This is a genomic window from Streptomyces sp. WAC 06738 (genome assembly GCF_003945505.1).
Taxonomy (GTDB): Bacteria; Actinomycetota; Actinomycetes; order Streptomycetales; family Streptomycetaceae; genus Streptomyces.
Window position 1 is genome coordinate 3,479,738 of record NZ_CP029618.1, and the last position, 19,500, is coordinate 3,499,237.

The following is a 19,500-nucleotide window of genomic DNA, read 5'->3' on the forward strand; positions in this document are numbered from 1 at the left end:
TACCCGGCGCCCGGCACTGCTGCCGGACTACCGAAGTCCGATGGTTGTGCGGCACTCTGGCGACCGTTTCTGCCAGGCCACAGGGGGAGGGTGCACATTGTCCGGCACATTATTTGTGCACTGTGCGGGCGGGAAGACCCCGGAGTTTCCGCGTCGTTTCCCGGCGGGGTCCCGGCCGTTGCCGGGGGTCCCGAATGTGCGGTACGCACAAGGCGGTCGCCGGATCCGGGGGCAGATTGCACATGGATCTTCGGATCGGCCGGGCGGATACTCGCCGTATGGCCGAGTCGTACGAGTCGCAGCAGCCGTCCGTCCAGCAGCAGCCTGAGCAGCGGCGCCCGCCGCGTACCCCCGTGCTCTCCGCCGGCGGCATGGCCGCCAGCGCGCACCCCGCCGTGACCTTCGCCGGCGCCGCCGTGCTCCGCGACGGGGGCAACGCCGTGGACGCGGCGCTGGCGATGGCCGCGATGTCGTGGCTCGCGCTGCCGGGCCAGTGCGGCGTCGGCGGCGACGCCTTCGCCGTCGTACGGGAGCCGGACGGCCGGGTGTGGACGGTCTGCGGCAGCGGCTACGGTCCGGACGGCGGGGACCTCGACTTCTACGCCGCCCAGGGCCACGACGCCGTGCCGCTCGCCGGACCGCTCTCCGTCGCCGTACCCGGCGCGCCCGCCGCCCTCGCCGCCCTGCACGCCACCGGCGCCACCCGCGAACTCGCCGAGCTGTGGGCCCCCGCCGCCCGCGCCGCCGAGGGCGGCCTGCCCTGCACCGCGAAGACCCGGGGCGACATCGCGGAGGTCCGGCAGCTCCTCGCCGCCGACCCCGACGCGCTGCGGAACCTGCTGCCCGCCGGCCGCCTGCCCGCCGTCGGCCACCGGCTCGCGCAGCCCGACCTGGCCGCGACGATACGCACCCTCGCCGCGGACCCCGCCGCCTTCTACACCGGCGCGTTCGCGGAGCGGGCGGTGGCCGCCCTGCGCGCGGCCGGCGCGCCGTTCAGCGGCGAGGAATGGGCGCTCTGCGGCGACGTGGCACCGCAGCCGGCGATCAGCACCGCCTACCGCGGCCGTACCGTGCACCAGACCCCGCCCCCCAGCCCCGGCTGGATGGCCCTCCAGCAACTCGCCCTCTGCGACGGCACCCTCGGCGACCTCGCCCCGCTCGGCGCCGACGCCGTGCACCTGCTGGCATCGGCGGCCCGGCTGTCCTTCGCGGACCGCGTCGGGCGCTGCGCGAGCGACACCGAGGTGTGGCGCGAGACGCTGACGCCGGCCGCGGTCGCGGCGGCGCGCGAACGCCTCGCGCGCGGCGAGGCGCCGCCGGGCGGAGCGGGGACCGCGGACGGCGACACGACCTCGATGGCCGCCGTGGACGCGGACGGACGCGCGGTGAGCTACATCCACTCGCTGGCGTTCACCTTCGGCTCCAAGGTCACGCTCCCCGGCACCGGCGTGCTGCTCAACAACCGGCTGGGCCGCGGCGCGTATCTCATACCCGGCCACCCCAACGCGGTCCGGCCGCGCCGCCGGCCGCTGCACACGCTGAACGCGTGGGTCGTCACGGACGCGGCGGGAGGACTGGAGCACGTCGGGAACACCCCGGGCGGCGACGGCCAGGTGCAGTGGAACACGCAGCTCGTCTCGCACCTGGTGGACCACGGGATGGACCCGCAGGCGGTGGTGGAGGCACCGCGGTTCTTCATCCACCCGGGCAGCGACGCGGACGTCCTCGGGCAGCCGGAGGAGCTGCGGTGCGAGTCGCGGCTGGGCGCGGAGGTGCTGGCGGGGCTCCGGGAGCGCGGGCACGCGGTGACGGATGCGGGGCCGTGGGGCGGGGGCGGCAGCGCGATGGTGATCACGGCGGACCGGGAACGGGGCTGCCTGCTGGGCGGCGCCGACCCGCGGCAGGACGGGGTGGCGCTCGGTGTCTGAGGGGGATGCGGTGCCGGGAGCCGCCGGTGCGGCGCCGGAGGCGGGCGAGTCGGGTCGTACGGGAACGGGGGCGCCCGGCGGAACCGGGAACGGAGCCGCCGCGCCCGTGCCGCAGGGGGACTACCGGGCCGCCGTCGTCGACGGCGGGCTCGCGCTCAGCGCGGGGATGACGCCGCGGGTCGAAGGACGGCTGACCGTCACCGGCCTCGTCGGCGGCGACGTCGCGCCCGCGGTGGCCTTCGACGCCGCCGGGCTCGCGGCGCGCAACGCCGTCGCGGCGATCGTCGCCGCGCTGGACGGCGACGCGGCGCGGCTGCGGCGGCTGTTGCGGATGACGGTGTACGTGGCGTGCGTCGACGGGTTCACCGACCTGTCGGCCGTCGCGGACGGCGCCACCGCGGGGCTCCGCGGGGCCGCGCCCGCGGCGGGGCTGCCGGTGCGGTCGGCGATCGGGGTCAGGTCGCTGCCGTCGGGGGCGCCGGTGGAGGTCGAACTGACGGCGGCCGTACACCCATGAAGCCCGTCCGCGCGTGGCGCCGCAGGTCGGAAGGACGGAAGCGCCCCGCGGGGGCGACGCGGGCTAGCCGGTGGGGGCTGCTGCCCGTGCTGACCGCCACCGTGACCACCACGATGGCCAACACCGTCGTCAACGTCCCGATGACCTCCATCCTCGCCGACCTCGACGCCCCCCTCAGCCGCGGTGTGCTCGTCGCCACCGCCTTCCCGGTGACCCTCGCCGCCCTCATGCCCGTTTCCGGCTGGCTCGGCGACCGGTTCGGGCACCGCCGTGTCCTGTGCTGGGCGATGACCGGCGTGCTGGTCGGCTCCGCCGGGGCCGCGCTGGCGCCGAGCCTGCCGGTGCTGGTGGCCTTCCGGATGCTCCAGGGACTCGCCGCCGCGCCCGTGCTGCCCGTGGTGATGGTGCTGGTGGTGCAGGTGCTCGGGGAGGGGCGGCGCGGGCGGGCGCTCTCGCTGTGGGCGGCGGCCAACGGCGCCGGGCAGGCGCTGGGGCCGACGACCGGCGGGCTGCTCGCCGAGTTCCTCGGCTGGCGCGCGGTGTTCTGGCAGATCGTGCCGCTGTCGGCGCTCGTCGTCCTCGGCGGCAGACTGCTGCTGCCCAAACCGCCGGAACCGCCCGCCCGCACCCGCCTCGACTGGCGCGGCGCGCTCACCGTCACCGGCGGCGCCGCCCTGCTGCTCACCGCGACCTCCGCGGTGCCGTCGCAGGGCATCGGCTCCCCCGCCGTGTGGGGGCTCGCGGGCGGCGGGCTGCTCTGCCTGGCCGCGTTCCTCCTGGTCGAGCGGGGCCGGCCCGCGGCGTTCCTGCGCCCCCGGCACCTGGTCGAAGTGCGGTATCTGCGCTCCTCGTTCGCCGCCGCCGCGCAGATGTACGCGCTGGGGGCCACGCTGCTCGCCGCGCCGGTGTACCTGGTCGAGACGCACGGCATGCCCGAGGGCACCACCGGTCTCGTGGTCCTGGCGCTGCCGCTGGCCATGGCGTCGCTCGCGCCCGTCGCGGGGCGGGCGACCGAGCGGTTCGGCGGCCGGGCCGCCATGCGCGGCGGGCTGCTGACGCTGCTCGCCGCGCTCGGCGCGCTCGCCGCCGTCGCCGGGTGGCACGGGGCGGCCCCGCCGCTGGTCGCGGCGCTGCTGGCGCTGGGCGCGGGGGTGGCGTTCATCCAGACCCCGGCGGCGACCGGGGCGTCCCGGTCCCGGGCGGGGCGTACGGGCGCGGGTCTCGGCCTCTTCAACCTCGTACGGTTCGGCGCCACCGCCCTCGGCACCGCCTCCGTCGCCCTGCTGGGCACCGAACCGGAGCGGCTGGTCTGGGTCTTCGGCACCGGCGCGGCCCTGGCGGCGGCGGCGTTCGTCTTCTCCTTCGCCGGCAAGGACCCGCAGCCCGACACCACGGCCGTGCCGGAGCCGCAGCTTCCGGTACGTACCCGCTGAGGGCCCCGGGGTTACGCAGGGGGTGACAGCTCGGCCTGGAGCACCCGCAGCGAGTCGTTGAGCGTCTGGATGCGGTGCGCCAGCCACACCGTGAACTGCGTCTCCGCGGACCGTACGTCCATCTGGAGCGCCCGCGAGGCCCGTTCGAGCTTGTAGAGCATCGTGTTGCGGTGGAGCTGGAGCCGCCGCGCCGCCGCGTTGAGGTTGCCCGACTCGGCGATGTAGGCGAGCACGACCTGCTCCAGGTTGCCCGTCTGGCCGTCCGCGCGGCGCAGCGGCTCCAGCACCTCGCGGGCGAACTCCCGCCCCTGCGCGCTCGCCGCCGCCTCCTCGACCGCGGCGAACACCCGCAGCTCCGCGTATCCGCACACCTCCGGCACCTGCACCCGCCCCGACAGCTCCAGGGTGATCCGCGCCTCGCGGAAGCTCGCCGCCACCCCCGCCGCGCCCGTGGCCGCCCGGCCGTACGCGATCTGCGCGCCGGGATCCGCCCGGCCGGTCACCAGCCGGTGCAGCCACCGCCCGTACCGCTGCAGCGCCGTCTTCTCCGCCTGGGCGTCGAACGGCGCCGCGGCATCGGCCGCCGCGAACTCGGCGACGACGACCAGCAGCCGGCCCATCAGCGTCGCCATGGTGAATCCCTTGCCGTGCCCCGGCGCGGCCCCCACCGCCCTGTCCGTACCGCCGGTGCCGCCGCCCCCGCCGCCGCCCGCCGCGTCCGCCACCCCCGCGACCGCCCGCTGCACCGCCTGCGCCCGCGCCGCGCTCGCCGCCGGCATGGCGACGACGAAGACCGCGTGCCGCGCGTCCATGTCGAAGCGGTAGTGCCGCGACCGCGCCTCCAGTTCGTGTGCGTCCGTGAACCGCCCGTGCACCAGCGTGTCCAGGAAGTCGTCCCGCGAGCGCTCCTCCGCCTCCGTGACCGACCGCTGCCGCAGGATCTCGGACGCCACCAGCGGCGCGCCCTGCTCCACGATCACCCGGTGCTGCGCGAGCGCGTGCGACTCCGGCGCGAGCACCGGCTCGACGACGGCCACCGTCCCGTACGGCTCCCCCGCCACGCCCACCGGCGCGCACACCACGTGCAGCCGCTCGCCCCACGGCGCCGCCACGTCGAGGTCGCGGGCCGCGACGTGGTGGTGCCCGGTGCGCGGCGCCTGCGGCCGGCCACCGCCCGCCTTGGCGTGGACGGCGTCCGCCAGCTCCTGCCACTCCGCGTCGGAGGCCGCCCGGTCGCGCTCCGCGCGGGCCAGCAGCTCGCCGCCGCGGTCCAGGATCAGCACCGAGCCGCCGGAGAGCGTGGCCATCGACCGGGCCAGCGCGGGCAGTCCGGAGCCGGAGGCGAAGACCTCGCCGAGGGTGCGGTGGACGCGGACGCTGTACTCCAGCACGTGCGCCGTGTCGGCGATCGACTTCACCGCCACCAGCCGCCCCACGCGGTGGTAGTCCGCCTCGGGCGCCAGCCGCACCAGCGGCAGCCCGGCGGTGTCGGCGGCGCGCATCAGCGGGCCGAGGTCGGGTTCGCTGCCCTGCTGGAGCCGGGCCAGCACGGCGGCGGCGCCGCGGGCGGCGAGGCCGGAGAGGAGCCGGCGGGAGTCGGGGGCGGCGACGAGTTCCGCGGCCGGGGCGTAGACCGCGATGCCCGCGAGATCCTCGCCGGCCGCGGGCCGGTCGGCCCCGGGCGGCGGCGGCAGCTCGGCCAGCGGCAGGCACCAGGTGACCTCGCGGCGCAGCCCGGCCTTGCCGCCCAGCAGCCGCCCGCGCAATACGGGCTCGGCGAGCAGCGATTCCACCGTCATGTGCAGTTTGTGCGATGTGTCGTGTGCCATCTGCCTACATCCTCCTGCGGCGATGGTGCGGATTGTACGAAGCCGCCTCGGCCGGAAACGCCAAAGCTAGGGACGAGGAACGAGGAACGTCACGGGAACCACGACGCGCTGCCCGGCCGATGAGGACGTGGAGGTCATCTTGTCGAGAAAAGCACTTGCACACCAGAGTCCGGGCAAACCGGCCCGGCCGGGAGCACGGCGATGACGGCCCCGGATCCCACCGCCACCCCCGCCGTGCTCCGCTCCACCGACCCGGCGTCCCCCGGCGAGACCGTCACCGAGGTCGCGGCCACCGCTCCCGCGCAGGCAGCCGAATCGGTACGCACCGCGCACCGGGCCTTCGAGGGCTGGGCCGCCGCCCCCGCGGGGCGCCGCGCCGAGGCGCTGCACGGCGCCGCCGCGGAGCTGGCGGCGGACGCGGCGGGGCTGGCGCTGCTGATCTGCCGCGAAGAGGGCAAGACCCTCGGCTCGGCGCGCGGCGAGGTGGCCAAGACCGTCGAGCAGTTCCGGCTGGCGGCGCAGCTCGCGTACCTGGTGGAGGGGGCGACGTACCCCGGTGAGAGCCCGGGTGTCGCGGCCTGGACGCTGCGCGTGCCCCTCGGCGTCGTCGTCGCCATCACCCCGTGGAACTTCCCGGTCTCGCTCGCCGCCCGGAAGATCGCCCCCGCGCTGGCCGCCGGGAACACCGTCGTCTTCAAGCCATCGCCGGTCACGCCCGGCGTCGGCGCGCGGCTGGCGGCGGCCTGCCATCGCGGCGGGGTGCCGGAGGAGGTGCTGCGGGTCGTCCAGGGCGACGAGCCGGCGGCGATGGCGGCGCTGGCGGGCGCCCCGGAGGTACGGGCGGTGACGTTCACCGGCTCCGACCGGGTCGGCGCGGCGCTGCGGAGCACCGTCGGGCCCGCGGCCCGGGTGCAGTTCGAGCTGGGCGGCCACAACGCCGCCCTGGTCTGCGCCGACGCCGACCTGCCGCGCGCGGCGGCGGAGGTCGCGGCCGGGGCCTTCGGGCTCACCGGCCAGGTGTGCACGGCGACGGACCGGGTGCTGGTGGAGCGGCCGGTGGCGGCGGAGTTCACCGCGCTGCTCGCGGAGCGGGCCGCGAAGCTCACCGCGGGGCGCGGCGACGACCCCGGCGCCGACATCGGCCCCGCCGCCACCGCCGGGCAGCGCGCCCGCCTCACGGGGCTGCTCGACTCGGCCGTCGCCGCGGGCGCCGTCGTCGCGGGGCGCGGGTCGCTGGCGCCGGGGGCGGATCCGGCGGGGCACTGGGTGCTGCCGGCGGTGCTCACCGGCGTACCGGCGGACCATCCGGTGAACACCGGCGAGCTGTTCGGGCCGCTGCTGTCGGTGGTCCCGGTGGAGGGGCCCGAGGAAGGGCTCGCCGCGATCAACGCGGACCCGCACCGGCTCGTCACCGCGATCCACACCCGCGACCTCGGCACCGCGCACCGCTTCCTGCGGGCGGCGCGCTGCGGGGTCGTGAAGGTGAACGAACGCACCACAGGCAACGGCGTCGCACCGCCCTTCGGCGGCTGGGGCGCGTCCAGCTCCGGCGCGTTCCCCGAAGGGGGGCGGACGGCGCTGGAGTTCGTCACGGACACGAAGACCGTGTACTGCGCGTACTGAGGAGACTCCCATGCACAAGATCCACCGGCTCACCCTGGAAGACGCCCTGGTCATGCTGGAAGCCGCCGAGGCGGAGGCCGCGCGGATCGGCGTCAGGCAGACCATCTGCATCGCCGACGACGGCGCCCACCCGATCGCCCTGCACCGCATGACGGGCGCACGGCTGACGGGCGTGGAGATCGCCATCGCCAAGGCGTTCACGGCCGCGGGACACCAGCGGGCGACGCACCTGTTCAACGAGGAGCCGAAGGGCCCGGCGCTGCCCGGGAACGAGGCGTTCGGGATCCAGCACATGCACCCGGGACGTTTCGCGGCGTTCGTGGGCGGGTTCCCGATCGTGTACGAGGGCGAGGTCGTCGGCGCGGTGGGGGTGAGCGGCGGCAACGGCGACCAGGACAAGGCGGTCGGCGCGGCGGCGCTGGCGGCGTTCGAGCGGAAGGTGGCGACCGGGGCGGCGTGACGACGACAGCGGCGACAACGACGGCGGCGGCCCGCCCGGCGGCCGTCTCGCACCGGCGCGGAGCCACCCTCCGCACGGACACGGCCCTGATCCTGCTCACCGTCACGGCGGGCATCACGGACGCGATCTCGTTCCTGGGCCTGGGCGGGGTGTTCACCGCGAACATGACGGGCAACCTGGTGCTCGTCGGCATGGCGGCCACGTCCGACGAGTCGTGGCAGGAGGTGCTCCGCGGCGACGTCCTGCGCTGCACCGCCTCGTTCGCGGGCTTCGCCCTCGGCATGCTCGCGGGCTTCCGCCTGCTGCGCACCCGCCCCGCCGGCTCCGCGCGGGTACTCGGCGCGGGGCTGGCGCTGCACGCGGTGTTCCTCGCCGGGTGGGTCGCGACGGACGCCGCCCCCGGGACCGCCGCCGGCGCCGGGCTGATCGCCGCGTCGGCGACGGCGATGGGCGTACAGACGGCGGCGGCCCGGGGGCTCGACCGGGCGGGCATCACGACGACGTTCGTCACCGGCACCCTGACGTCGCTCATCTCCGGCCTGGCACAGGGCGACCGCCGGCACGCGGCCCTGCGCACCGCGGTCCTGGCGGCGCTGCTCGTGGGGGCCTCCTCGGCGGGGTGCTGCTGGCGTACGCGCCGAGGGCGGCGGCGGTGCCGCTGCTGGTGGCGACGGCGGGGGCGATGGCGCTGTGCGTACGGCCGGGTCAGCCGCCGGAACGTACGGGATGAACCAGGTACTTGAGGTGCGTGACCCCCTCCCCCTCGACGGCGCGGACCTGCTCCAGACGGACGCGGCTGACGTCCACGCCGTCGAGGAGGCGGGAGCCGCCGCCGAGGAGGACGGGAACGACGTGCAGTTCGAGCACGTCGAGCAGGCCGGCCGAGAGATACTGCCCGGCGATCCGGCCGCCGCCCCACAGCATCACGTCCTTGCCGCCCGCCGCCTCCTTCGCCTGCGCGAGCGCGGACTCGATGCCGTCGGTGACGAAGTGGAACGTGGTCCCGCCGGCCATCTCGACGGCCGGGCGCGGGTGGTGGGTGACGACGAACACCGGGTAGTGGTACGGCGGCTCGTCGCCCCACCATCCGTTCCACTGCTCGTCCTCGGCCCAGGGACCGCCGCCGATGGGCCCGAACATGCCGCGGCCCATGACGGCGGCACCGATGTTCTCGACGGTCTCCGCGAAGACCTGCGAACTGGCGTTGACCTCACCGCCTTCGCCGCCGTGCGCCTCGCGCCAGCCGGCGAGCGGCACGACCCAGTCGTGCAGGGCCTCGCCGCCCACGCCCAGGGGGTTCTCGACGCTCTGGTCCGGTCCGGCGACGTAGCCGTCGAGGGAGAGGGAGATGTGACATCTGAGGTTGGCCATGGGGTGAGCATGTCCGGGACCGGGGAATGACGTCCAATGCCAGAACATCGAAGATCACATCAATATTCTTGATGAGTGCTGAACCTCGTCCATCTCAAAGTGCTCGCGGCGGTGGCACACCACGGCTCGGTGACCGAAGCCGCACGTGAACTCCACTACTCGCAGCCGTCGGTGAGCCACCACCTCTCCCGGCTGGAGGCGGCGACGGGCGCGAAGCTCGTCCAGCGCACGGGCCGCGGCATCCGCCTCACGCCGGAAGGCGCACTGCTGGCCCGCCGCGCCGCCGAGATCGTCGGCCGCGTCGATGCGGCGGCCGGCGAACTCGCCGCCCAGGTGGGCCTGCGCGCCGGTCGCGTACGCCTGGCCGCCAACGCCTCCGTACTCAGCACGATCGTCCCGAGGGCGGCCCGCACGCTGGCCGAAGCCCACCCGGGCCTGGCACTGAGCATCACCGACCGCCACCCGGTCGAGGCGCTGCAGATGCTCCGCCGGGGAGACGCCGACGTGGCCCTCGTCTTCCGCTACGCCCACGCCCCGCTGGAGGACGACGGCTTCCGCCTCGTCCACGTGGCGGACGACCCGGTCCACCTGATCAGCCGGCGCCCGGACGACAGCGTGGCCGACCACCGCGGCTCGCCGTGGATCGGCGGCTGCGAACGCTGCCGGCACGAACTGAGGGCCATATGCGCGACCCACGGCTTCACCCCGCGGATCGACTCGTTCTGCGACGACATGGTCGTGGTCCAGGCCCTCGTCGCGGCGGGTATCGGCGTCACCACCCTCCCGGGCCTGGCCCTCGCGGCCCACCGGGGGGAGGGAATCCACGCGACGGAGATCCCGGGCGCGGAGCGCCGGATCTACGCGGCGACGTACGGGGACCCGCCGGACCCGCCGGGTGCGACGGCGCTCGTGGAAGCACTTCACATGGCAGCGGCGGAACTCACGGCACAGTAGTCTCGACCCGAACGTCTCCATATCACCGCCTCGGCGGCGAACTCCTTCCTCTCGCGAGGGAGTTCTACGGGCGTCACGGCGGGCCTGCAGCAATTCTGCATGCGGGCTGCAAGGAAACACTCTGGTCACCTCCCGCAGACTCGGTTGCGCGGGCCGGATACCCGGCCCGATGCCGCAATCTGGGGGAGAAGAGATCGACTATGCCGCGGTTTGTCATCGTGGGAATGACGAGGCTGGCGATGACTGCGCCCGTCGAGGAATTTCCGCTGCAATACAGCGCGTACCGCAGCGCTTCATGGATGCGCTGCACCGTCGTGGGAGGTGCGTACAACGTCGCCGGCGCGTTACGGAAGCTGGGGAGTGAGGCACACGTCTGCACGCTCGTGGGAACCGACGAAGCCGGAGCCGTGATCCGGGAGGCCATGGAGCGGCGGGGACTGAAGGGACGGGGAGTCGTCGACGTGGCGGAGACGGCCAAGACCATGATCCTCACCGACCCGAGCGGGCGCGTGGCCCGCAACGCCTGGGCCGTGGGCGGTTCGGGCGACTATCCGATGGAGCGCTTCATCGAGCAGGCGGTGGACGCGGATCTGGCGGTGATCACCAACCGGCCGTTCGGCGAGCCCTTCCTGCGGCCGGCGAAGGAACTGCTGGGGCTGCCGGTGGCCGTGGACCTGCATGTGTCGGCCGATCTGGACGACGAGAGCCACCGGCCGTGGCTGGAGGTGGCCGACGTGCTCTTCTGCAGCCACGAGCGGCTGCCGGGCACGTGCGCCGAGTGGATCGGGGAGGTCTTCCGCCGTTACCCGGGATGCCGGATCGCCGCGGTGGGACGCGGCGAGGACGGCTGCGTCATGGGGCTCCAGGACGGACGGCTGGTGGAGATCGGCGCCGTCACGCCGCGGCCCGTCCGCGACACGGACGGCGCCGGGGACGCGCTGTTCGCCTCCTTCCTGCACGGCTGGCTCACCTCGGGCAAGCCGGTGGAGGCGCTGGAGTCGGCCGTTCTCTTCGCCGGCTGGAAGGTCGGGGCCGACTCGGCGGCGGAGGGTTTCCTCACCGACAGGGAACTGGCCGCTCTGCGCAGGGTCTACCCGCTGCGTACGCGGGTCGGCACCTGGCGCTAGCGCGGCGCCCGGCGTCAGTGCGGCGCCGGCGCGGGATCCGCGGTGCGTCCGGCCCGGCGCCGGGATCGGCGCCGGGATCGGCCTGGGGACCGGCGTCGGGATCGAGGCGGCGCCGGTGTCCGGCGGCGCGCTCCGCGTGCGGGAGGGCGCCGAGCTTGCGGTAGACCTGCTCGGCCCGGGCGTAGTGGCCCCGGGCCGAAAGGGGATTCCCCTCCTGCTCGGCGATCTCTCCGAGGATCTCGCGCAGGGTGCCCTCGTCGAAGACCGCGCCGGCGCCCCGGAGTTCGGACAGCGCGGTTTCGAGGTGGGCGCGCGCGGCCGGGCGGTCGCCGGCGCGCAGATACGCCTGCCCGAGGCGGCGGCGCGCGGGGATCTCGGAGTTGAGGTCCGCCGTCCCCTCGATCAGGTCCATGGCCTGCGTGAGATGACGGATGGCGTCGTCATGGTGCCCGAGGAGGCTTTCCACCTCGCCGATGGCGGAGTGCTCCCGCGCGGTCCCGCGGGTGTCCCCCACGTCCTCCCGGATGGCGAGCGCGGTACGGAACAGCTCGCCCGCCCGGTCCAGTTCCTCTTGTTGCAGGTGGACGAGGCCCACGTTGTGCATGACCAGCGCCTCGCCCCTGCGGTCGCCGATCTCGCGGCGGAGCTCCAGCGCCTGGCCGAAGGCGACGAGCGCGTCTTCGTACCGGCCGGTGTCCCGCAGGGCCACCCCGAGGCCGGTCCGCAGCCGCGCCTCGCCGAGGCGGTGACCGCACGCCCGGGCGGCCTCGGCGCCGATCCGGTGGCTGGCGATCCAGTCGCGGTGGTAGCGCGCGTAGATGAACACACCCCACATGGCGTCCACGATCTGCCAGGCGGCTGCGTCGTGACCGCGCGCCGAGGCGAGCCGCAGGACGGCCATGAGGTTGCCGAGTTCCGTCTCGAACCACCCGAGCGCGGTGGCGAAGTCCGCGAACGTACGGCTCTCCTCCGGCGGGAACCGGTATTCCGGCGCCGGGCGCCGGCGCTGGGGATAGACGACGTGATCGGCGCTGTCCGCGGTGGCGAGATAGTGGTCGATGATCCGCCGTTCGGTCACCGCACGCAGGTCGAGGTCGTCGTCCGCCTCGCCCCGGTGCCTGGCGTGCTCGTGGATGAGGTCGTGGAAGTGGTACCGGCCGGGGCGGTCCATGCCGAGGAGGTTGGCGTGCACCAGGGTCGCCAGGCTGGCGGCCGGCGCGGGGATCTCGGGACGTACGGCGGCGGCGGCCTCCGCGACGCCCACGTCGAACTCGCTGCCGGGGTGCAGGCCCATCCGGCGGTAGAGCCGCGCGGCGTCGTCGGGGAGCGCCGTGTACACCTCGTCGAGTCTGGTCTTCATGGATACCTCCTCGTCCGCTTCCGTGAGATGAGATCCGACGGCGGGGCCCGTCACCGCCGTCGCCACGCTCCAGCCGGGCCGGGCGACGAGCAGCGCCGCACTGACGCAGACCGCGAGCGGGAAGCGGCCGCAGGAGAGGACCAGCTCGCGGGCGGCGGCGGCATCGGCCGCGACGCGATCGTGCCCGGCCATGTTGCCCAGCAGCTCCATGGCCGAATCCGTGTCCAGCGGATCGAGCCGCACGAACTCCGCGCCGTCCAGCACCAGGGGCCGCAGATGCCACCGGCTGGTCACCACGCAGACGCTGCCCGCGGACGCGGGCATCAGGGGGCGGATCTGGGCCGCCGACAGGGCGTTGTCGCAGAGGACGGCGATACGTCTGCCGGCCGTGACCGTACGGAAGTGGGCCATCTGCCCGGCGAGGTCGACGGGAACGTGCTCGGGAGCCACGCCGAGCGCCTGCAGAAACCGGGGCAGCACGTGGGCGGGACTGGTCGGCTCGCCTGCCCGGTGCCCCTCCAGCCCGGCGTAGAGCTGGCCGTCGGCGAAGTCGTCGCTGCGGCGGTGGAGCCACGACAGCGCGAGGGACGTCTTCCCCACCCCGGGCAGCCCGCTGATGGAGACGAGCGCGGAGGAGTCCTCGCTGCGCGCCCGCGCGAGCGCGAGGTCGAGCGCCTCCAGCCCCGCCTCGCGGTTGGTGAAGTACCGGGGCCGCGGCGGAAGCTGCCGGGGAACGGGCGGCCGCTGCCGCTGCGCGGCACCGAGGTACACGTCCCCGCGGATGGTGGCCGCCTGAAGACTGGGCCCGTGGACGGTCCCGGAGAGATCGTTGCGCGTGTCACTCCGCCCCCAAGGCGCATGACCGTCGGACGGTGGCATCCGGATACCCCCAGGGTCGTCAAGATCGAATCCGACTGTAGCCACACCTGGGGTGGCATATCCCTCTGGCAACTGCCAGCACTCGAATGAGTGACTGGCACGCTCACCGTCTCAGGCATACGTCGCATACACGGCTTACGACTCCTGTGCGACTGTCGCACAGAGCACCGCCCGCAACCAGGGGATTGTCAGCCGCCTTGAGCGGTGCCCCGCCCGTTGTTGCGGGCGGGGCACCGGGGGGTGGGGGGTGCGTCAGGGCGTCGGGGTGGTGCAGGCGCCCGTGGTGCACTTCTTCAGCCAGTCCGCGAAGTCCGCGTCGTAGCGGTTGCCTATCGTGGTGGTCAGCAGCGTGCGTGCCGACTCCCAGTCGCCCGTGCGGTAGTGGCCCAGCAGCGTCGCCACGTCGTCCGGGTGGGATTCGAGGAGGTAGCGGACCGCCAGGTAGCCCCACTGGTAGGTGCGGGTCGTGTCGGTGTTCTCGTAGGTGGTGTCGAAGAGCGTGCTGAGGGCGTAGGTGTTCTTGCCCGCCTCCTCGATCGCCTTCTCGTTGGGCAGGTCGCGGTACGCGTAGTTGATGTACTCCGCGAAGCCCTCGACCCACATGACCGTCGGCGTCTTCATGTTCTCCTCGAAGTCGCCGTACATGTTGAAGCGGCCGTCGAGGTAGTGCGTGTATTCGTGGTTGAGGTTCCAGATCTCGAACTCGTCGGCCCATTCCGCGCGGTAGGCGATGAACCGCGGCAGGTTCCCCTCCTTCGCCGGGTCGCCTTCCAGGTACATGCCGCCGTTGTTCGTGTCGATGCCGAAGACGACCCCGGCATAGGTCTGGTAGTCGAGGCTGGAGTCGAAGGCGACGACCTCCAGCTTGGTGTTGTTGTCGTCCGCCACGGGCCCGTTGTCCTTGGCCACGCCGTGGAAGAACTCGTCCTGCCCGAGCATGCTCGCGCAGGACTGCTCGAGCTGCTCGCCGGTCAGCTTCTGCGCCACGATCTCCAGGGTGCCGCTACACGTGTGCGCGACCGGCAGCACCGCCTCACGTACGCGCTCCTGAAGGTCGCACGTGCCGAAGAAGTCACAGTTCTCCTTGTCGTACGCGTCGGTCATCTCCGCGACGCCGACCCACAGCGCCGCGGTGGCCGGGTCGTCGAGGGAGGTGGCGCCGAGGAGTTCCTTCGCCAGCGGGCGGACCGCCTCACGGAGCTTGTCGTGCTGGAGGAAACGACCCAGTTCGCGGCCCGCGTTGGTGGTCAGGAACTGCTTGTCGGTGCCGATCAGGTCCTTGTGGTTCGTCGCGAAGTCCCGCAGGAGCGTCAGCAGGCTCCGGTCGGCGGCCACCGCGTCGACGAACTCCGGCACCCAGTTGCCGCGGAAGATCACGGTGTAGGTGCTGTTGACGGCGTTGACCATCCAGTAGAACTCGTCGTACGAGGAGTCGTAGTCCGTCAGCAGTTTCTTGACGACGTTCAGGTAGCGGGCGTTCTCCATGGCGCTGTCGATCAGGATGACCGACTCGGAGAGCGTCTGGCCGTTGGCCTCCGTCACGTCGTACGCGCGGGAGGAGCCGAAGAAGGCGTCCAGACCGCCCTGGACGGCGGTCTTGAGCGCCGGCCCGTACTCGCCGACGCCCTCGGGGTCGCCGTACTGCACGTAATAGCCGGCGCGCAGGTACAGCACGATCTGCGTGATCGACGCGCTGTTGTCGCCCTGGTACGAGGCGGCGGTGTCACGGTAGGCGTTCGCGACCGTGACCATCTGCGACTCCTGGAAGAGCGCGCGGGCGTCGGCGCCGGTGACGCCGAACAGCGTGTTGACGCAGGCCGTCTCCGACGCCTTGATCTGCTCGACCAGCGCGCCGCCGGTCTTCGACGCGAAGTCCGCGACGTCGCACGCCGCCCCGGGGCCCGCTGCCGTACGGGCCAGCCTGCGCGCGGCGGGGTCCGTGCCGGCCTCCCGCGGCGGGAGGAGGGTGGCGTCCGCCTTCAGTTCGGCGGTCGTCATCGGCTCGGCCGGCGCGAGGGCGGCCGCGAGTGCGTCGGGGGTGGACTGCTTCGGGGCGGGGGCCGACGCCGGCGCGGGCGCCCCGCCCGGCGCGGTGGTGGCTCCGGCGGCGGGGGCGATCCGTGCGTACCCCGCCCCCAGACACATCACCAGGGCGACCACCAGGAGGAAGAACCCCGTTCTCGACATGGGGGGTTTGGCTGTCAAGTGAGCCTCCGAGTTCGTACGTTCCGCGTGCGCGGGACGGCCGGAAGCAACTGGCTGTCATGCACACGAGGCTTGGTGCCATGTAAAATTACACACGTCACATGGCGAGCCAAGGTCCCCGTCACCGCGGGCACTTGCACTTTTGATGCGTGAACACCCCCGCCCCATAACGGATTCGCATCGTCGCGGGACGGGCGGCCCGCGGCCCGCTCTCTCCCCGGCAAGCGCTCTTTCGCCCTCTCCTCCCTCATGGAATGACCGCCATGTCCGAAAGCCCCCCTGCCTCCCCCGCATCCGGCGCCGCCCCCGGCGACGCCGACCTGACCGCCCTGATACGCGACGCGCTCCCCGGCGCCGCCGACGCGGCGCTCGACGAGCTGTACCGGCGCCACCGCGCCGCGGTGCTGGCGTACGCGCGCAGTTGCACGCGGGACCCGCACACCGCGGAGGACCTGACGTCGGAGGCTTTCGCGGGCGCGCTACGGGCCGTGCGCGGCGGCAGCGGTCCCGACGGGCCGTGGCGGCCGTACCTGCTGACGGCCGTCAGGCGGACCGCGGCCGCGTGGTCCCGTACGGCCCGGCGCACCGAGCTGTCCGCAGACTTCGAGGGCTGGCTGACGCGGGCGCCGACGGTGGAGAGCAGCGAGGAGGGGACGCTCCGCAGGGAGGACGCGAACCTGGTGCTGCGCGCGTTCCGCAGCCTGCCGGAGCGGTGGCAGACGGCGCTGTGGCACTCGGCGGTCGAGGGCGAGTCGCCGGACCGCATCGCGCCGCTGCTGGGCCTGACCGCGAGCGGCGTCGCGTCGCTCACGGCGCGGGCGCGGGAGGGGCTGCGCGAGGCGTATCTGGCGGAGCGCGCGGGGGCCGCCGGGGCACCGGCGGAGTGCCGGCACTACACCGGGCTGCTGGCCGCGTCGGTACGGCGCGGTGGACGGCGGCGCCGCGGGCAGCGCGGACTCGAGCACCACCTGGCGGTCTGCCGCCGGTGCCGCCGGACGAGCGCGGAACTGCGGGAGCTGAACAGCTCGCTGAGCACGGCGCTTCCGGCGGGGCTGCTGCTGTGGACGGGGGCGTCGTACGGGGCGGACGGTGCGGGCGGTACGGCCACCCTCGCCACCACCGCCACCGCCACCGGCGGCGCCGCCATCTCCGCCTCCACTGCCTCCGCCTCCACTGCCTCCGCCTCCACCGGCGCCGCCGCCACCGGGCTCGCCGCCGCCGTCAAGACCGCCGCCGTCGGCGCCGCCGTCCTCGCCATCGTCGTCACCGGCTCCACCACCTTCCCCGGCGGCGGCGATCCCCCACCGCCACCGCCCGCCCCCACCGCGACGACCGCCGCCCCCACCCCCACAGCGGAGCGCAGCAGCAGCTCCGATCCCGGGGAGAACGACGCCGGCCCGCCCACCGCCTCCGCCGACCGCACCGAGGGGCCCGGCGCCGCCGGGGACCGCGGCGGAGACGGCGCTCCGGCCCGCAAACCGGCCGCCTCCGACGGCCGGCCCCCCGCGGGCGACGACACCGGCCCCCCGCCCGACTGGTCCCCGCCCGCCGACGACCGCACCGCCCTGCCCGTCGCCGCCACCGGCCGCTGCATGGACATCGGCGCCGCCGCCGGCGACCAGCCGTACGAGGCCGACTGCGACGGCGGCCGCAGCCAGCAGTGGGAACTCCTCGTCTCCCTGCCCCCCGTCCAGGAGGTACGCATCCGCAACCACGCCACCGGCATGTGCCTCACCCACTCCGGCACCGACGCCGACGGCGCCCCGGTCAGCCAGCGGCCCGGCGCCTGCCGGTCCGACGCGTCCACCGCCCACTGGAAGTACTTCCTGGAGGACGACGACAAGGTGGTCTTCACCCAGCGGGACTCCTCCGGGCAGTTCCTCGGCCTCGACGACTGGCGCGCCGCCGCCGAAGGCCGCCCGCACGCCCCGGACATCGGCACGACCGCGAACTACGAGGCGACCCCCTCGCTCCGCTTCCGCTACCGGGGCCCCGCCTTCGGCTACTGACCGGCGGCCGCGAGGACCTTTGGTAAAGCACCGGCAAAGTCGCGGGACGCCCGGGCCCGTACGCGCTCCTCCCCTCCAGGAACCGATCACCGAGTCCGTACGGGAGAGGCATGAGCAGCGTTGCGCGGCCCGACGCCGGGAGCGCCGGCTGGGCCCCGGGATACGAGCGCCGGGAGCGGTGGCGGCGGCGGCCGGTGCTGACGGCGATACAGCGGTACGCGGGCGTGAGTTGCACCGCCCTCGGCGTCCAGGACCTGCCGCCGCGCGGCGTGGGCCCGCGGGTGGTGGAGCACCACGTCGCGCTGGTCCTGCTGGCGGGCTCCGGCTGGTTCTCCTGGGGCGGGCGGGAGCGGATCCGCGTCGGGGCGCCGGCGCTGCTGTGGCTGCTGCCCGGCGTCCCGCACTGCTACGGGCCCGGCGCGCCCGGCTGGACGGTGGCCTTCGCCGGCTTCAGCGGCCCGGCACTCGCCGCCTGCGCCCAGCGCGGCCTCGTCCCCGCCCCGGCCGGCGCCGTCGCCCCCCTCGCCACGGGCGCCCCCGCGCACCGCACGATCCGCAAACTCGCCACCGTCTGCAACGAGTCCGAGCCCGCCTACGACGCCACCTCCGCCGCCGGACTCCATGAACTCCTCGCCGTCCTGCGCCGCTCCCGCACCGAACCGCCACCCGGGCCACCGGCGGTCGTCGAGGAACTCGCCCGCGCCGCCCACCTGCCGGTCTCCGTGGCCGAGCACGCCCGCCGGCTCGCGCTGCCGCTGCCCGAACTGCGCGAGGAGGTCCAGTACACGACCGGGTGCAGCCCGAAGGACTTCGTCCTCGGCACCCGGCTGAACACGGCCAAGGACCTGCTCGCCACCACGGACCTCAAGGTGGCCGCCATCGCCCGCCGCATCGGCTACGCCGACCCCGGGCACTTCACCCGGCTCTTCACCCGCCGCGTGGGCGTGCCGCCGGGCGCCTTCCGCGCCGGGTACCCGCCCGGGCCGCATTGACGTGCGCCTGCCCGTTCCCTAGCGTGCTGTCGTTTCGGGGCGGGGAATTCATGGGTCCAAGGCGGTCGGCTTGAGTCTCATCGAACGGGAACAGCCCCTGCTCGATGGGTTACGGCCGGACGAGCGGGCGGCGCTGCTGGCACTCGGCGTACCGCGGAGCTACGCGAGCGGCGACGTGCTCCTGCCCGAGCGCGCCCCCACCTCGTACGTCGTCGCCATCCTCCGCGGCTGGACGGTCGTCTCGGTGGCGACCGAGCGCGGCCACCGGCTCATCCTCGCGCTGCGCGGCGCGGGCGAGCTGGTCGGCGAGCTGGCGGCCGTCGACCGCAGGCCGCGCAGCGCCACGGTGACGGCGCTGGGCGCCGTGGACACCGTGGTGATTCCCGGCGACCGGTTCCGCGGGTTCCTCGGCGCCAGCCCCGCGGTGAGCGCGCTGGTGCTCAGGCAGCTCAGCTCCAGGCTGCGCAGTTCCGACGGCGAACGGCGGTCGCTGGCCTCGGAGAACGTGCTCCAGCGGCTGGCCGTACGGCTCCTGGAACTGGCCCAGCGCACCGGCCGCCGGCACCCGGACGGCAGCGTGACCATCGACCTGCCGCTGCCGCAGCACGACCTCGCCGCCTCCGTGGGCTCGACCCGGGAGGCCGTCGCGAAGGCGCTGCGGCTCCTGCGCGAGCAGGGCATCGTCCGTACCGCGACCAGGCGGCTGGTCGTCGTCGACACCGAGCCGCTGCGGCTGCTGGCCGGAGACGGCACCGAGGTTGTGTAAACGGCTACATACACCGGCGCCCGGCGCGGACATCCTGAGGTACGCGG

At 74.4% G+C, this 19,500-nt stretch carries 15 protein-coding genes; 11 read left to right on the plus strand and 4 right to left on the minus strand.

Annotated features, from left to right (window positions below; genetic code table 11):
- The first annotated feature begins 278 nt into the window (after window positions 1-278).
- The 3 genes from DMB38_RS14930 to DMB38_RS14940 all read left to right on the plus strand — a co-directional run bounded on the left by DMB38_RS14930 (window position 279) and on the right by DMB38_RS14940 (window position 3,878).
- Window positions 279-1,928: a gamma-glutamyltransferase gene (locus tag DMB38_RS14930; RefSeq protein WP_125935608.1), complete on the plus strand. Its 1,650-nt coding sequence runs from the start codon at window positions 279-281 to the stop codon at window positions 1,926-1,928.
- 106 nt (window positions 1,929-2,034) lie between these two features.
- A complete protein-coding gene (locus DMB38_RS14935; RefSeq protein WP_125935609.1) occupies window positions 2,035-2,445 on the plus strand; it encodes a RidA family protein in 411 nt (136 codons plus the stop codon).
- A gap of 86 nt (window positions 2,446-2,531) precedes the next feature.
- The gene (locus tag DMB38_RS14940; protein ID WP_240662240.1) at window positions 2,532-3,878 is read left to right on the plus strand and encodes an MFS transporter; all 1,347 of its coding nucleotides are present in this window, start codon (window positions 2,532-2,534) and stop codon (window positions 3,876-3,878) included.
- A gap of 11 nt (window positions 3,879-3,889) precedes the next feature.
- On the opposite strand, the gene DMB38_RS14945 is transcribed toward DMB38_RS14940, so the two are convergent.
- The gene (locus DMB38_RS14945) at window positions 3,890-5,707 is read right to left on the minus strand and encodes a helix-turn-helix domain-containing protein (protein ID WP_125935610.1); all 1,818 of its coding nucleotides are present in this window, start codon (window positions 5,705-5,707) and stop codon (window positions 3,890-3,892) included.
- 201 nt (window positions 5,708-5,908) lie between these two features.
- Between DMB38_RS14945 and DMB38_RS14950 the strand changes: the two genes are divergently transcribed.
- Genes DMB38_RS14950 through DMB38_RS14960 form a run of 3 tightly spaced genes read left to right on the plus strand, consistent with a single transcriptional unit; the run spans window position 5,909 to window position 8,533 of the window.
- The gene (locus tag DMB38_RS14950; protein ID WP_125935611.1) at window positions 5,909-7,330 is read left to right on the plus strand and encodes an aldehyde dehydrogenase family protein; all 1,422 of its coding nucleotides are present in this window, start codon (window positions 5,909-5,911) and stop codon (window positions 7,328-7,330) included.
- Window positions 7,331-7,340: 10 nt separating this feature from the next.
- Complete coding sequence (locus DMB38_RS14955) at window positions 7,341-7,790, plus strand: heme-binding protein (protein WP_125935612.1); 450 nt, start codon at window positions 7,341-7,343, stop codon at window positions 7,788-7,790.
- Entirely contained in the window at window positions 7,787-8,533 is a 747-nt protein-coding gene (locus DMB38_RS14960; protein WP_240662242.1) for a YoaK family protein, read from the plus strand. Before DMB38_RS14955 ends, DMB38_RS14960 begins: the two co-directional genes overlap by 4 nt.
- Here DMB38_RS14960 and DMB38_RS14965 read toward each other — a convergent pair.
- The gene (locus DMB38_RS14965; protein ID WP_125935613.1) at window positions 8,496-9,161 is read right to left on the minus strand and encodes a dihydrofolate reductase family protein; all 666 of its coding nucleotides are present in this window, start codon (window positions 9,159-9,161) and stop codon (window positions 8,496-8,498) included. The two genes, DMB38_RS14960 and DMB38_RS14965, sit on opposite strands and share 38 nt — an antisense overlap.
- Before the next feature lie 75 nt (window positions 9,162-9,236).
- Between DMB38_RS14965 and DMB38_RS14970 the strand changes: the two genes are divergently transcribed.
- The gene (locus DMB38_RS14970) at window positions 9,237-10,115 is read left to right on the plus strand and encodes a LysR family transcriptional regulator (RefSeq protein WP_125935614.1); all 879 of its coding nucleotides are present in this window, start codon (window positions 9,237-9,239) and stop codon (window positions 10,113-10,115) included.
- 239 nt (window positions 10,116-10,354) lie between these two features.
- Window positions 10,355-11,242: a carbohydrate kinase family protein gene (locus DMB38_RS14975; protein ID WP_164716002.1), complete on the plus strand. Its 888-nt coding sequence runs from the start codon at window positions 10,355-10,357 to the stop codon at window positions 11,240-11,242.
- Here DMB38_RS14975 and DMB38_RS37485 read toward each other — a convergent pair.
- Together DMB38_RS37485 and DMB38_RS14985 are read right to left on the minus strand one after the other, a co-directional pair.
- Window positions 11,172-13,373, minus strand: coding sequence for a tetratricopeptide repeat protein (locus DMB38_RS37485; RefSeq protein ID WP_125935616.1), 2,202 nt, complete (start codon window positions 13,371-13,373; stop codon window positions 11,172-11,174). The two genes, DMB38_RS14975 and DMB38_RS37485, sit on opposite strands and share 71 nt — an antisense overlap.
- Before the next feature lie 360 nt (window positions 13,374-13,733).
- Complete coding sequence (locus DMB38_RS14985) at window positions 13,734-15,626, minus strand: collagenase (RefSeq protein WP_125939044.1); 1,893 nt, start codon at window positions 15,624-15,626, stop codon at window positions 13,734-13,736.
- 323 nt (window positions 15,627-15,949) lie between these two features.
- On the opposite strand from DMB38_RS14985, the gene DMB38_RS37490 reads away from it, so the two are divergent.
- The 3 genes from DMB38_RS37490 (at window position 15,950) to DMB38_RS15000 (ending at window position 19,453) form a co-directional block, all read left to right on the plus strand.
- A complete protein-coding gene (locus DMB38_RS37490; RefSeq protein WP_164716004.1) occupies window positions 15,950-17,695 on the plus strand; it encodes a sigma-70 family RNA polymerase sigma factor in 1,746 nt (581 codons plus the stop codon).
- Window positions 17,696-17,805: 110 nt separating this feature from the next.
- Window positions 17,806-18,687, plus strand: a complete 882-nt coding sequence (locus DMB38_RS14995; RefSeq protein WP_240662243.1) for an AraC family transcriptional regulator — start codon at window positions 17,806-17,808, stop codon at window positions 18,685-18,687.
- A 70-nt stretch (window positions 18,688-18,757) separates the two neighbouring features.
- Window positions 18,758-19,453: a Crp/Fnr family transcriptional regulator gene (locus DMB38_RS15000; RefSeq protein ID WP_125935618.1), complete on the plus strand. Its 696-nt coding sequence runs from the start codon at window positions 18,758-18,760 to the stop codon at window positions 19,451-19,453.
- Window positions 19,454-19,500 lie beyond the last annotated feature (47 nt).